Annotated in this window: 11 protein-coding genes, 1 tRNA gene, 2 rRNA genes and 2 pseudogenes; 7 read left to right on the top strand and 9 right to left on the bottom strand. The window is 44.2% G+C overall.

From position 1 onward, the window contains the following. Window positions 1-17: 17 nt before the first annotated feature. From K8B83_RS01795 to K8B83_RS01785, 3 genes are all read left to right on the top strand, one after another. Window positions 18-2921: ribosomal RNA gene (locus K8B83_RS01795) — 23S ribosomal RNA — on the top strand. Window positions 2922-3126: 205 nt separating this feature from the next. Continuing rightward, window positions 3127-3242: ribosomal RNA gene (rrf, locus tag K8B83_RS01790) — 5S ribosomal RNA — on the top strand. A gap of 103 nt (window positions 3243-3345) precedes the next feature. Beyond that, window positions 3346-3422: transfer RNA gene (locus K8B83_RS01785), tRNA-Asp, on the top strand. 143 nt (window positions 3423-3565) lie between these two features. Here K8B83_RS01785 and K8B83_RS01780 read toward each other — a convergent pair. The 3 genes and pseudogenes from K8B83_RS01780 to K8B83_RS01770 form a co-directional block, all read right to left on the bottom strand. Then, window positions 3566-3745, bottom strand: a pseudogene (locus K8B83_RS01780) (IS630 family transposase); the annotation flags it as partial. Between the two features lie 15 nt (window positions 3746-3760). After that, window positions 3761-4787 (bottom strand): IS630 family transposase gene (locus tag K8B83_RS01775; RefSeq protein WP_188739841.1). Its coding sequence is split into 2 segments (ribosomal slippage): window positions 3761-4330 and window positions 4332-4787, totalling 1026 coding nucleotides; the frame shifts between segments, so codons are not numbered across the junction. Between the two features lie 57 nt (window positions 4788-4844). Further along, window positions 4845-4949 (bottom strand): annotated as a pseudogene (locus K8B83_RS01770) (IS630 family transposase); the annotation flags it as partial. 59 nt (window positions 4950-5008) lie between these two features. Here K8B83_RS01770 and K8B83_RS01765 point away from each other — a divergent pair. Together K8B83_RS01765 and K8B83_RS01760 are read left to right on the top strand one after the other, a co-directional pair. Continuing rightward, window positions 5009-5485 (top strand): IS630 family transposase, encoded by a 477-nt coding sequence (locus K8B83_RS01765; protein ID WP_223419057.1) that lies wholly within the window; start codon window positions 5009-5011, stop codon window positions 5483-5485. Then, on the top strand, window positions 5448-5783 hold the full coding sequence (locus tag K8B83_RS01760; protein WP_188740857.1) for a transposase: 336 nt from the start codon (window positions 5448-5450) through the stop codon (window positions 5781-5783). Before K8B83_RS01765 ends, K8B83_RS01760 begins: the two co-directional genes overlap by 38 nt. A 40-nt stretch (window positions 5784-5823) precedes the next feature. Here K8B83_RS01760 and K8B83_RS01755 read toward each other — a convergent pair whose 3' ends face one another. The 3 genes from K8B83_RS01755 to rihA form a co-directional block, all read right to left on the bottom strand. After that, window positions 5824-6066, bottom strand: a complete 243-nt coding sequence (locus K8B83_RS01755; protein WP_188740858.1) for a helix-turn-helix domain-containing protein — start codon at window positions 6064-6066, stop codon at window positions 5824-5826. A gap of 491 nt (window positions 6067-6557) precedes the next feature. Continuing rightward, complete coding sequence (rbsK, locus tag K8B83_RS01750; RefSeq protein WP_223419055.1) at window positions 6558-7469, bottom strand: ribokinase; 912 nt, start codon at window positions 7467-7469, stop codon at window positions 6558-6560. A 48-nt stretch (window positions 7470-7517) separates the two neighbouring features. Next, window positions 7518-8450, bottom strand: coding sequence for a pyrimidine-specific ribonucleoside hydrolase RihA (rihA, locus tag K8B83_RS01745; RefSeq protein ID WP_223419053.1), 933 nt, complete (start codon window positions 8448-8450; stop codon window positions 7518-7520). A 233-nt stretch (window positions 8451-8683) separates the two neighbouring features. On the opposite strand from rihA, the gene K8B83_RS01740 reads away from it, so the two are divergent. Both K8B83_RS01740 and K8B83_RS01735 read left to right on the top strand, forming a co-directional pair. Beyond that, on the top strand, window positions 8684-8935 hold the full coding sequence (locus K8B83_RS01740) for a YkgJ family cysteine cluster protein (RefSeq protein WP_188740861.1): 252 nt from the start codon (window positions 8684-8686) through the stop codon (window positions 8933-8935). Window positions 8936-8970: 35 nt separating this feature from the next. Then, window positions 8971-9426, top strand: coding sequence for an Rrf2 family transcriptional regulator (locus K8B83_RS01735; protein ID WP_188740862.1), 456 nt, complete (start codon window positions 8971-8973; stop codon window positions 9424-9426). On the opposite strand, the gene K8B83_RS01730 is transcribed toward K8B83_RS01735, so the two are convergent. The 3 genes from K8B83_RS01730 to gpmM all read right to left on the bottom strand — a co-directional run bounded on the left by K8B83_RS01730 (window position 9401) and on the right by gpmM (window position 12964). Further along, window positions 9401-10159 (bottom strand): divergent polysaccharide deacetylase family protein, encoded by a 759-nt coding sequence (locus tag K8B83_RS01730; RefSeq protein WP_223419051.1) that lies wholly within the window; start codon window positions 10157-10159, stop codon window positions 9401-9403. The genes K8B83_RS01735 and K8B83_RS01730 overlap by 26 nt on opposite strands. Window positions 10160-10278: 119 nt before the next feature. Beyond that, window positions 10279-11412, bottom strand: a complete 1134-nt coding sequence (locus K8B83_RS01725) for a murein hydrolase activator EnvC family protein (protein ID WP_188740864.1) — start codon at window positions 11410-11412, stop codon at window positions 10279-10281. Between the two features lie 10 nt (window positions 11413-11422). After that, window positions 11423-12964: a 2,3-bisphosphoglycerate-independent phosphoglycerate mutase gene (gene gpmM / locus K8B83_RS01720; protein WP_188740865.1), complete on the bottom strand. Its 1542-nt coding sequence runs from the start codon at window positions 12962-12964 to the stop codon at window positions 11423-11425. Window positions 12965-13008: the final 44 nt, after the last annotated feature.

The following is a 13008-nucleotide window of genomic DNA, read 5'->3' as shown; positions in this document are numbered from 1 at the left end:
ACTCATTTGGGTTGTATGGTTAAGTGACTAAGCGTATACGGTGGATGCCTTGGCAGTCAGAGGCGATGAAGGACGTAGTAACTTGCGAAAAGCGTTGGCGAGCTAGTAACAAGCATTTGAGCTAACGATGTCCGAATGGGGGAACCCACTCACATAAGTGAGTATCTTAACGTGAATACATAGCGTTAAGAGGCAAACCTGGGGAACTGAAACATCTAAGTACCCAGAGGAAAAGAAATCAACCGAGATTCCCCTAGTAGCGGCGAGCGAACGGGGATTAGCCCTTAAGTCTATGGGGTGTTAGTGGAATGTGTTGGAAAGCACAGCGGCACAGGGTGATAGCCCCGTACATGAAAACTAACCATAGATGAAAACGAGTAAGGCGGGACACGTGACATCCTGTTTGAATATGGGGGGACCATCCTCCAAGGCTAAATACTCCTGACTGACCGATAGTGAACCAGTACCGTGAGGGAAAGGCGAAAAGAACCCCTGTGAGGGGAGTGAAATAGAACCTGAAACCGTATACGTACAAGCAGTGGGAGCGGTACTTGAGACCGTGACTGCGTACCTTTTGTATAATGGGTCAGCGACTTACGTTTTGTAGCGAGGTTAAGCGAATAGCGGAGCCGTAGGGAAACCGAGTGTTAACTGCGCGTTTAGTTGCAAGGCGTAGACCCGAAACCCGGTGATCTAGCCATGGGCAGGTTGAAGGTTGAGTAACATCAACTGGAGGACCGAACCGACTTATGTTGAAAAATGAGCGGATGACTTGTGGCTGGGGGTGAAAGGCCAATCAAACCGGGAGATATCTGGTTCTCCTCGAAAGCTATTTAGGTAGCGCCTCGAGCGAATACCATTGGGGGTAGAGCACTGTTAAGGCTAGGGGGTCATCCCGACTTACCAACCCTTTGCAAACTCCGAATACCAATGAGTACTACTCGGGAGACAGACGGCGGGTGCTAACGTCCGTCGTCAAAAGGGAAACAACCCAGACCGTCAGCTAAGGTCCCAAAGTGTATGTTAAGTGGGAAACGATGTGGGAAGGCTTAGACAGCTAGGATGTTGGCTTAGAAGCAGCCATCATTTAAAGAAAGCGTAATAGCTCACTAGTCGAGTCGGCCTGCGCGGAAGATTTAACGGGGCTAAACATACCACCGAAGCTACGGGTGCATTTCATTAGAAGTGCGCGGTAGAGGAGCGTTCTGTAAGCGGTTGAAGGTGAAGGGGTAACCCACACTGGACGTATCAGAAGTGCGAATGCTGACATGAGTAACGATAAAGGGAGTGAAAAACTCCCTCGCCGAAAGACCAAGGGTTCCTGTCCAACGTTAATCGGGGCAGGGTGAGTCGACCCCTAAGGTGAGGCCGAAAGGCGTAATCGATGGGAAACAGATTAATATTTCTGTACTTCTGCTAACTGCGATGGAGAGACGGAGAAGGCTAGGCTAGCGCGGCGTTGGTAGTCCGCGTTTAAGGTGGTAAGCAGTGTTCTTAGGCAAATCCGGGAACACCTCTTTAATGAGAATGCTGAGAGCTGATGACGAGTCACTAAGGTGATGAAGTAGTTGATGCCATGCTTCCAGGAAAATCTTCTAAGCTTCAGGTTAGTAGGAATCGTACCCCAAACCGACACAGGTGGTCGGGTAGAGAATACCAAGGCGCTTGAGAGAACTCGGCTGAAGGAACTAGGCAAAATGGTACCGTAACTTCGGGAGAAGGTACGCTCCTGGCGGTGATGAGACTTGCTCTCTAAGCTGCTGGGAGTCGCAGATACCAGGTGGCTGCAACTGTTTATCAAAAACACAGCACTGTGCAAAATCGCAAGATGACGTATACGGTGTGACGCCTGCCCGGTGCCGGAAGGTTAATTGATTGGGTTATCGCAAGAGAAGCTCATGATCGAAGCCCCGGTAAACGGCGGCCGTAACTATAACGGTCCTAAGGTAGCGAAATTCCTTGTCGGGTAAGTTCCGACCTGCACGAATGGCGTAATGATGGCCACGCTGTCTCCAGCCGAGACTCAGTGAAGTTGAAATTGCGGTGAAGATGCCGTATACCCGCGGCTAGACGGAAAGACCCCGTGAACCTTTACTATAGCTTGGCACTGAACATTGAACCTACATGTGTAGGATAGGTGGGAGACTTTGAAGCTTGGACGCTAGTCTGAGTGGAGTCGTCCTTGAAATACCACCCTTGTAGTTTTGATGTTCTAACTTGGCCCCCTAATCGGGGGTAAGGACAGTGCCTGGTGGGTAGTTTGACTGGGGCGGTCTCCTCCCAAAGAGTAACGGAGGAGCACGAAGGTTGGCTAAGTACGGTCGGACATCGTACGGTTAGTGCAATGGCATAAGCCAGCTTAACTGCGAGACATACACGTCGAGCAGGTACGAAAGTAGGTCATAGTGATCCGGTGGTTCTGAATGGAAGGGCCATCGCTCAACGGATAAAAGGTACTCCGGGGATAACAGGCTGATACCGCCCAAGAGTTCATATCGACGGCGGTGTTTGGCACCTCGATGTCGGCTCATCACATCCTGGGGCTGAAGTCGGTCCCAAGGGTATGGCTGTTCGCCATTTAAAGTGGTACGCGAGCTGGGTTCAGAACGTCGTGAGACAGTTCGGTCCCTATCTGCCGTGGGCGTTGGATGATTGAAGGGAGCTGCTCCTAGTACGAGAGGACCGGAGTGGACGAACCGCTGGTGTTCGGGTTGTCATGCCAATGGCATTGCCCGGTAGCTACGTTCGGAATCGATAACCGCTGAAAGCATCTAAGCGGGAAGCGAGCCCTAAGATGAGTCATCCCTAGGTCTTTAAGACCTCTAAAGGGCCGTAGGAGACTACTACGTTGATAGGCAAGGTGTGTAAGCGTTGTGAGGCGTTGAGCTAACTTGTACTAATGACCCGTGAGGCTTAACCATACAACCCAGATGGGTTTTACTAATACTTAGTATTAGAATGAAGCACTTAAATGGTGTGAGAATACTCAAAAAAATCAGCTTTTCGAATTATTATTTAATGCTCAACTGAGTGTTAAATAGGGACATTTTATCAAATACATCCGTGTATTTGACCCTAACGGGCCGCACTAAAGTGCGTTAAAAATTTGTTCCATACAATTTTTTGTCTGGAAACCATAGAGCTGTGGTCCCACCTGATCCCATTCCGAACTCAGAAGTGAAACACAGTATCGCCGATGGTAGTGTGGGGTCTCCCCATGTGAGAGTAGGTCATTTCCAGACGCCTAATTATCTCAACAGAGATGCTCGAAAGAGCAAGTCTCCTGGTGGTGACACACTAGCGACTTAAAAAGCATTTAGCATTCTGCGTAAGCAACTTGCTAAAGGAGCGGTAGTTCAGTTGGTTAGAATACCGGCCTGTCACGCCGGGGGTCGCGGGTTCGAGTCCCGTCCGCTCCGCCAACTTAAGATGAAGGCCTTTGCAGCAATGCAAAGGCCTTTTTCGTATTTAACACAGGCGAAAAGACTAAAGATAGAGCGGTAGTTCGTAAGCGTCTGGGCATCTACACCTACCTTTTAAAATTCCATGGTAATACCAATTACGATTAAAGACTTCCCAGTTTAGCCCAATCTCTGTGACACAATCTTTTTACCCTGTCCTTGCACTCAATGAATGTATTCCATGCACGACAGCATTCCTCAACAATATCATTAAAATCTTTAAAACTACGATTAGCGAGACAATGCTGGCGTAGCCATTGCCAAACCTGTTCAATGGGATTTAATACCATTTACATTAATTAACTGGTCAGTTTTGTCCAGCTTCTAGTGCATAATTTAATGACCCTTTCAGGCTCTGCAATAAAGTTATTCCATGCGATTGAGCATTGTTCAACAATATCGTCATATCCACTAAAACAACGATTGGCAAGTTCATTTTGACGAAGCCATTGCCACACTTGTTCTACAGGATTGAGTTCTGGGGAATAGGGAGGAAGTTTAAGGATACTTAAGTTATCAAAGCCCTCCGTCAGTTTTTGTTGATGCCAACCTGCACCGTCCATAATGATCAGAGCATAGCGCCCAAATTCAGTCGCTTCTGAAATTAATTTCAAATGCTCTAACATATATTCACTATTGGCATACGGAGCAATAATTGCCTCTGTCGCGCCTGTAGCAGGACACACTGCACCATAAAAATAGGCTGATTCAAACTGTTGTTGCCTTACTGACCGTGGGCGGCTTCCTTTTAATGCCCAAATATGAGTGGTGGTATTTTGCTGGCCGAATCTGGCTTCATCTTGAAACCATACATCAATGCGATCTAACGATACATGACCAGGGGTGTTAAGGATCGTTGACAGTTGGAAGTTTTTTAAAAGCGTCCTGAACATCTTGAGACTGTTTTGGATGACGAGAGCGAGTTGTTATCCATGAAAAGCCTAGTTGATGGAGTATTCTGTATATGTTGGCCTGCTTAAAGGTCACGTTAAATTCAGATTGAATATAAAGACAGACATCTCTAGCCATCAATCTACCGCCACTCTCAGATAAGCTTTGAGCTTGTATAAACTCTTTAAGACTTGCCTGTTGTTTCGCTGACAATTGTGCGGGTCTACCAGGATTAGGCTTATCATCCAGGCCATTGATACCATGAGTTAAATAGTTTGTAACCCAGGCATTTACACTTGTTCTACTGACCTTCAACATATTAGCAATCGCAGTGCGGGAATGACCTTCGGTAAAGTGGAGTAAGGCGAGATAACGCATACGTTTGCGAGCGCTTTTTTCGGATTTAGCTAATGCGGTAAGATTGATATTATTCATAAATATTGAAATAAGAGAATGACGATTAATTAGATCATATATTTAATGTAATTGGTATAACTCTGGAGAATAGGGTGGCAACTTCAGTATCCAGAGATTATCAAACTCAGCGGCAACGTCTTTCGTATGCCAACCCGCACCATCAAGGATCACTAGCGCATAATACCAATTATGATTGAAATGTGATCTAATAACAGCACAACATTCAACCCCGTTTATGCATGAAAACGTTAACCTACCAAGAAATACTCAATTACGCTAAACAAGAGAAAAAAGCTAATAAGAGGATCCGCTTATTAGCCGTTGCGATGTTTATGCAAATTAATAATCGCTCAGAAGTCGCCAGGCGCTTAAATGTCAGCCGTCGAAGTGTGAATGATTGGGTATCAAGCTTCTTGAACCAAGGTTTAGCTGGTCTAGATGACAAGCCTCGCATAGGTAAAAAGAGTCGATTGACCACTAAGCAGAAAGAGCAAGTGTACCTGTTTGTTAAGGATGCGGCACATTCCACCAAAGGTGGCCGCTTAACCGCACGGGATATTCAGGAATTTATCACCTCAAAATACGATGTCTCGTATAGCCATTCACATATTTATTGGTTATTGCATAAGCTGGGGTTTAGTTGGATAACCAGTCGTTCTAAGCATCCCAAGCAATCTGATGAGGCTCAAGAAACCTTTAAAAAAACTGCAAAATAAAGCGATCGATATACTCCCAGTCCATGTTCCTTTTGATCGCGTTGATATTTGGTTTCAAGACGAAGCGCGATTTGGCCAACAAAATACAACAACCAGACTTTGGGCTCCAAAAGGCTCTCGACCAAGATCGGTGAGGCAACAACAATTTGAGTACGCTTATCTTTTTGGCGCAATTTGCCCCGCAACCGGTGCAACAGAAGCCCTAGTTACGCCTTTTGTTAATCAAGATGCAATGAGGCAGCACTTGAAGCAAATATCAGAAGCCACTGTAAATGACCGTTATACCAATTACGATTAAAGACTTCCCAGTTTAGCCCAATCTCTGTGACACAATCTTTTTACCCTGTCCTTGCACTCAATGAATGTATTCCATGCACGACAGCATTCCTCACTAAACCTTGGTTCAAGAAGCTTGATACCCAATCATTCACACTTCGACGGCTGACATTTAAGCGCCTGGCGACTTCTGAGCGATTATTAATTTGCATAAACATCGCAACGGCTAATAAGCGGATCCTCTTATTAGCTTTTTTCTCTTGTTTAGCGTAATTGAGTATTTCTTGGTAGGTTAACGTTTTCATGCATAAACGGGGTTGAATGTTGTGCTGTTATTAGATCACATTTCAATCATAATTGGTATCACGCCGGGGGGCGCGGGTTCCCTCTTATTGCAAGCAACGTCCGCTCCGCCAACTTAAGATGAAGGCCTTTGCAGCAATGCAAAGGCTTTTTTCGTATTTAACACAGGCGAAAAGACTAAAGATAGAGCGGTAGTTCAGTTGGTTAATGCTTTTTAACAGAGATAGCGGCCTGTCACGCCGGGGGGCGCGGGTTCACTCTTATTGCAAGCAACGTCCGCTCCGCCAACTTAAGATGAAGGCCTTTGCAGCAATGCAAAGGCCTTTTTCGTATTAGAAATTTTAATATCCATTTCGTGGAAATGCAGTTTGCTGCACTATATACGTACCGCAGGCGGCTTGTCATACTTCACTACCGGTGACTACTTTCAGGATAATCAATGAAAAAATGCCTCGTCATTCTGGCGAGACTCTTTGTTGTATCGAACTTGATATCAATTATTCAGCTGATCTCGGTATGGAATACTGCTTTGCGCACCATGGCGGGTAACCGCTATAGATGATGCTTTATTAGCAAAAATGACTGCTTCTTGTAGATTTTTACCCTCATCTAATGCCACCATTAATGCGCCATTAAATGTATCTCCTGCAGCGACAGTATCTATAGCGTTGACTATCGGTGCGGGTATTATTTGCCCTTTACCTTGATCACTGAGATAGGCGCCTTTACTTCCTAGAGTAATAACAACTTTATCGATACCTTGTTGATGGAAATAGTCTGCTGCTTTAGAAGCGCTTAATTGATCGATGACCTCTACTCCTGTTAATGCAAATGCTTCTGTTTCATTAGGCGTAATAATGTCGACTAAGCTGAGTATTTCTTTACTCAATACAGCTGCGGGTGCAGGGTTGAGTATGTTGATGCATTGATGTTGTCTTGCGAGTTGTAATGCCGCTTGAACACTTTCTAATGAAGTTTCTAGCTGAATTAACATATAATTTGCTTGTTCAAATTTAGCCCGCTGTTGTTGAAAGTGTTCAGAAGAAAGCTTGGCATTGGCTCCGGGAACAACACCAATGCTATTTTCACCTTGTTGATTAACAAAAATCATCGCTGTACCTGTGCTTTGATTCGCTATTTGGTAGCATCCTTCAATATCGATACCATCTACAGCCCAGGCATTACGCATCATTGACGCGTTTGCGTCGTCACCGAGTGAAGATATAAAGCTAATGTTTTGTCCTTCATTGCTAAGTCGAGCCGCTGCGACGGCTTGATTAGCTCCTTTACCGCCTAGTTCAAGCCGATATTGTTGACAAATGAGAGTTTGACCAGCCTTTGGCAACTTATCAAACGTGAGTACATGATCGGCATTAGCGCTACCGACAACTAATAAAATGCTCATGATTATCCTTTGTTATGCAGGTGTTTGTATCTACATGACATTATTGGCTTAGTAATCGTTTAGGCGTTCAACAATAAAATCGACAAATCCTGTGCGGTTAATATTAAACAACACTTTTGCATTATGAGGTTTTCCTGTTAATTGATAACGGTCTACAACCGTCATACCTTGAGTGTGTTCACCTTTGGTTTCAACGCCAACCCAACAATCAACGGTTGTAAATAATGATGGATTTAACAGCCAGGCTATTGTGCATGGGTCATGCAGTGGTGCTCCGGTGAATCCCCATTTAGGATCACGATGATAAATCATAAAGAAATCGAGTAGCTCAGCAACACATTGAGCGACAGGGTTGCTAATGGCTCTTATACGTTCGATATCTTCATCCATGATTTGGGCTTCATGCGTAACATCAAGCCCACACATTACGATAGGAATACCTGTTTTAAACACCATATCAGCCGCTTCTGGATCGACAAAAATATTAAACTCAGCTGCTGGGGTCCAATTGCCGACTCCAGCGGCTCCGCCCATTAGTACGATGCTATCAATATTATGGTGTAACTCAGGATTTGTTGCTAAAAACAACGCAATATTGGTTAAAGGGCCTGTTGGTACAAGCGTGACAGGTTGTGGGCTGTTTCGCACTTTTTCTGCCATTAATTCAATGGCCGTTTGCTTGACGGGTTCAAATGCTGGGTCGGGTAATTTGGGTCCATCAAGGCCTGATTCACCGTGGACGTTATCTGCAATAATTAATTCGCGCGCTAAAGGTTTAGGTGCTCCTCCTGCCACGGGTATATCATGTCGGCCTAGTAAGGTGAGTACGCGTAAGGCATTGTTTAAGGTTTTATCTGGTGTTTGGTTACCCGCACTGGTTGTTACAGCAAGTACATCAAGCTTGTCTGAGCTTAATGCCAAAATGAGTGAGATGGCATCATCATGGCCAGGATCGCAATCGAGAATGACAGGACGTTTCATAGGTGATTTCCTTATTCAATAGTAGAGAGTAATGTACCATTATGCCGCTCAGCGATTTAATGCTTGATAACTAAAAGTGTGATCTAATATACGTCGATATAATTTGTTTCAGCCATCATTTGAGATAATCTGCTGTTGCAGGATGGTTCAATATGTTTGATGATCAACATTATAAAAAGTGTATCTATAATGCAGTTTAAATATAATGAACTGTTTAACCTGCGGAGTATGTTATGAATTGCCGTTTAGGCTGTGGTGCATGTTGCATTGCGCCTTCTATTACAAGTCCCATACCTGGTATGCCAAATGGCAAACCAGCTGGTGTGCGTTGTGCGCAATTAAATGACGACAATTTATGTAAAATCTTCGGTCAGCCAGAGCGACCAGACGTGTGTGGAGAGTTTGCTGCCAGTATTGATGTTTGTGGTACGACAAATGAGCAAGCTTTATGGTTGATCACTGATTTAGAGTCTTCAACATGTTAATCTTTGCCTATTATCTATTTGAGTGATTTAAAACCATGCAACTGACTCGCTATACTGATTTTGGTATTCGTATTTTAATGTATCTCGCGGTGCAACCTGAGCGAGAAAGTTTGTTTAGAATTGCAGAAGTGACTAGCGTATTTGATTTGTCATCAAATCACGTAGCAAAAATAATTCATCAGTTAGGCAAGTTAGGCTATTTGCAGACTATTCGTGGTAAAAGTGGTGGGTTTAAGCTCGCAAAAACGGCAAATGAGCTTAATTTAGGGCAACTTGTGCGTGACTTAGAGCATTCGCTGGCCCCCATTGATTGTGAATCACCATATTGCCGCTTTACGCCTGTTTGTAAGTTAAAAGGTGTATTAGCTCAGGCTGTTGCTGCGTATTTAGCTGTGCTCGACAAATACACTTTGGCTGATATTGTCGAAAACCGCTCAGATATTTTAGCTACGTTGCCAGATTTATCTATTTCAGTGTTGCAGCTGGATTAGCATGACTCGAGTTGGCAATGTTGATGTCATCAAACAATTGTGATGTTTGAACCAAAGTTATGCCATTGGCTTCTAAACGAGCCAAATTTGTACGTAAAAATCGAATGGTTTCAGGATAAGGGTGAGCAATAGCAACTAATTTACCTTGCTGTTTTGTTCGCGCTATCATGAGGTTGAATTGTTTTTCTAACCCTCTTTGGCTAACGTCATTATCTAAAAACACATGCCTTCTTAATAACGGAACCCCTAATTGATTGGCGGTGTCGCTTGCTTTGGTGTATTTAGTTGTCACACTGTCGACAAAAAATAATTGTTGTTGTTTTAAACTCTGCATAACCCAAAGCATAGGCTCATCCATTTGGGTTAATAGGCTTCCCATATGGTTATTGGCCCCTTTGGCAAAAGGGATGCTTGTAAACGCGGATTGCATTTGTTGTTTTATTTGTGTCTCACTCATGTCATTGGTTAACCCTCCAGGGCCTAAAGCTTTACCGTTCAATGCTTGCATGGGCAGATGCAGCATGATTTCGTGGCCTTTTTTATGGCCGTCACTGGCAAGCTTTTGTCCGAGTGGTGTATGAGGCAGTACTGACAAGGTGATATTTGCGGGCAATGTTAAGGCTGCTTCGTCAGTGAGTCTATAACCAATATCGTCGATAATAATGGCTAGTTTGGCTGCATTTGCGGGTAATAAACCGCATAAGTAAATGAAAGAAATTAATAGAATTCGCACAATTTAGCTTATCTTTTTAAGAGTTATAGTTATTAATATCATGCTAACAAACCGATTATAGACACACCTAACAGGCTTGATACAGTGCTATTTAAACCCAGAAGTCACTAATAGTACCACTAGCGACAATAATAGGCTGGGTCGACCGCTTTGCCTTTATTGCGTATTTCAAAATACAGGCCTGGTTCGCTTTGCCCACCCGAGCTGCCCACTAACGCGATTGAATCGCCACTTTTAACCATATCACCAGGTTGTTTTAATAAGGTTTGTGCGTGACCGTAAAGGCTCATGTAACCCTTACCATGATCGATCACCAACACCATACCAAACCCACGAAGCCAGTCAGCATAAATCACTTTTCCAGATGCAACTGCATGAATATTTTGTCCTTCAGGAGCCGCTAATACGCTACCTTTCCAGACGATTTGTCCTGAACGGCTACTGCCAAACCGTTTACTCATACGGCCTTTAGTTGGCCACCTTAACTTGCCGCGTTGATTGGCTAATCCGTCCATTGTTGGGTTCGCCTGAGCAGTTACCATGGCCTGCTGAACAATCCGCTTTAAACTGGCTTCTTCTATTTGGAGTTGCTCGAGCTCAGCGCCTTTACTTGATAATGTACGCTGCAGCTGGGTGAGTGTTTGCTTACGTTGTCCTTGTTCTTTAGACAGTTGTTGCGCTTGCTTTTTTTGCTCGATGACTAAGGCATTGAGCTTTTGTTGTGACGCCACCTGTTGTTGCTTCACTTTATCTAAATCAACACTGGTCTTTTTTAGTTGTTTAATTGCGCTAATGCGAGCGTTATTTAAAAACTGATAATAAGCGAGCATACGCTCAACGGTTGCAGGGTTTTGCTGGCTTAACATCATTTTTGTGTAATCATGATTTCCGGCAAGATACGCACTGGAAAGTTGTTTTGATAGTGTCTCTTGTTGGCTACTTTTGAGCGCTGCGAGTTCAATTTGTTGTTTGTCTAATTCGCGCAATTTGCTATTTACGGCAGCAAGTGATGTTTGAGATTGATTCACTTTTTGGGCAGCTTTAGCGATGGCTTGCTCGTCACTTTTTAGTAGCGCAATTAACTTTTCTCGTTGTTTTGCAGTATCTTTTAGTGAGTTTTGCTGTTGGTTAATTTGTGCTTGAATAGATTTTAAAGCCGATTGGCGAGAAGCCAAATCAGCACTGTTTGCTGTAAATGATAGGATTAGAAAGCCAGCAAAAATGCTGGCTTTAACAAATAAACGAGTTATCACGAGTTAATGTTTACTCTTTAAGGTCAATGATACAGCGCCCGCTCATTTCTTTCGGGATGCTTTGGCCCATCAAGGTTAACATAGTTGGCGCGATATCGCTCAAGCGTCCACCATCTTTTATTGCGGCGTCACGTCCTACATAAATAAATGGTACTAACTCGCTTGTATGTGCTGTATGAGCTTGTCCAGTTGATGGATCTGTCATCTGTTCAGCGTTACCGTGGTCAGCTGTAATTAAGCATTCACCATCGACTTTCGCTAACGCATCAACTACACGGCCAATACAGGCATCTACAGCCTCGCAAGCTTTAACCGCAGCATCAAAATTACCCGTGTGACCAACCATGTCGCCATTTGGGTAGTTACAAATAATCACATCATATTTGCATGACTCAATTGCGGCAACGAGCTTATCGGTAAGCTCTGTTGAGCTCATTTCAGGCTGTAAGTCGTATGTTGCCACTTTAGGCGATTGAATTAAAATTCGATCTTCACCTTCAAACGGCTCTTCTTTGCCACCGTTAAAAAAGAACGTTACGTGAGCGTACTTTTCTGTTTCTGAAATACGTAGCTGAGTTTTACCTTGGTTTTGAAGTGTTTCACCAAAGGTGTTGACTAAGTCTTCAGATGGATAAGCTACTGCTGCGTTTATGTCACCGGCGTATTCAGTTAGCATCACAAAATCGACTTTTGGGGTTTTATTACGAACAAAACCATCAAAGTCTGGGTTGACAAAGCAGCGGGTAATTTGGCGAGCACGGTCGGCACGGAAATTCATAAAGATCAGAGCATCGTTGTCGTTTAATTCAGCAACTTGACCTTGGCCATCGGTGATAGTCGACGCCGATACAAACTCATCGTTTTCATCACGAGCATAAGCCGCTTCTAGGGCTTCAGGGGCGCTGCTGTAGCTAAACTTGCCTTTGCCTTCTGTGATTAATTCATAGGCTTGCGACACGCGATCCCAGCGGTTATCTCGGTCCATGGCAAAATAACGACCAATAATTGAGGCTGTGCGGCCATGACCCAATGACGCGAACAGTTCATCAAAATGTATTAAGCTGTTTTTTGCACTGCGTGGCGGCGTGTCGCGACCATCTAAAAATGCATGTAAATACACTTTAGTTGCGCCACGCTCAACAGCCATACGGCACATAGCCTCAATGTGCTCTTCGTGGCTGTGTACGCCACCTGGAGACAATAACCCCATGATGTGAACGGCGCCACTAGCAGCAATAGCCTTGTCTACAGCGTCACAAAGCGCTTGGTTTTTTTCAAACTCATTATCAGCGATGGCTTTGCTAATGCGAGTCAGTTCTTGATACACAATACGGCCAGATCCGATATTGATGTGGCCAACCTCAGAGTTACCCATTTGGCCGTCTGGTAAACCCACATCGATACCAGAACCTGAAATTAAGCTGTGAGGATATTGGGCATTTAGCTTATCTAAAACGGGCGTGTTTGCATGAAAAACCGCATTGTCTTGCGGTTCTTCACGGTAACCCCAGCCATCGAGGATAAGTAATGCTAAAGGACGTTTTTTGGTCATTTGCAAGTACCTTTTAAGTTAAAAATAGAAGTGTTATAAAATTT

The organism is Shewanella inventionis (assembly GCF_019931735.1).
Lineage (GTDB): Bacteria > Pseudomonadota > Gammaproteobacteria > Enterobacterales > Shewanellaceae > Shewanella > Shewanella inventionis.
Note: the sequence above shows the minus strand (reverse complement) of the source record. Positions and strands in the feature narration are given on the sequence as shown.

Coding starts and splice junctions, on each gene's coding strand:
- K8B83_RS01735 (WP_188740862.1), top strand. CDS start 8,971: ATGCAACTGACTCGCTATACTGATTTTGGTATTCGTATTTTAATGTAT.
- rbsK (WP_223419055.1), bottom strand. CDS start 7,469: ATGAGCATTTTATTAGTTGTCGGTAGCGCTAATGCCGATCATGTACTC.
- gpmM (WP_188740865.1), bottom strand. CDS start 12,964: ATGACCAAAAAACGTCCTTTAGCATTACTTATCCTCGATGGCTGGGGT.
- K8B83_RS01755 (WP_188740858.1), bottom strand. CDS start 6,066: ATGAAAACGTTAACCTACCAAGAAATACTCAATTACGCTAAACAAGAG.
- K8B83_RS01765 (WP_223419057.1), top strand. CDS start 5,009: ATGAAAACGTTAACCTACCAAGAAATACTCAATTACGCTAAACAAGAG.
- rihA (WP_223419053.1), bottom strand. CDS start 8,450: ATGAAACGTCCTGTCATTCTCGATTGCGATCCTGGCCATGATGATGCC.
- K8B83_RS01760 (WP_188740857.1), top strand. CDS start 5,448: ATGAGGCTCAAGAAACCTTTAAAAAAACTGCAAAATAAAGCGATCGAT.
- K8B83_RS01740 (WP_188740861.1), top strand. CDS start 8,684: ATGAATTGCCGTTTAGGCTGTGGTGCATGTTGCATTGCGCCTTCTATT.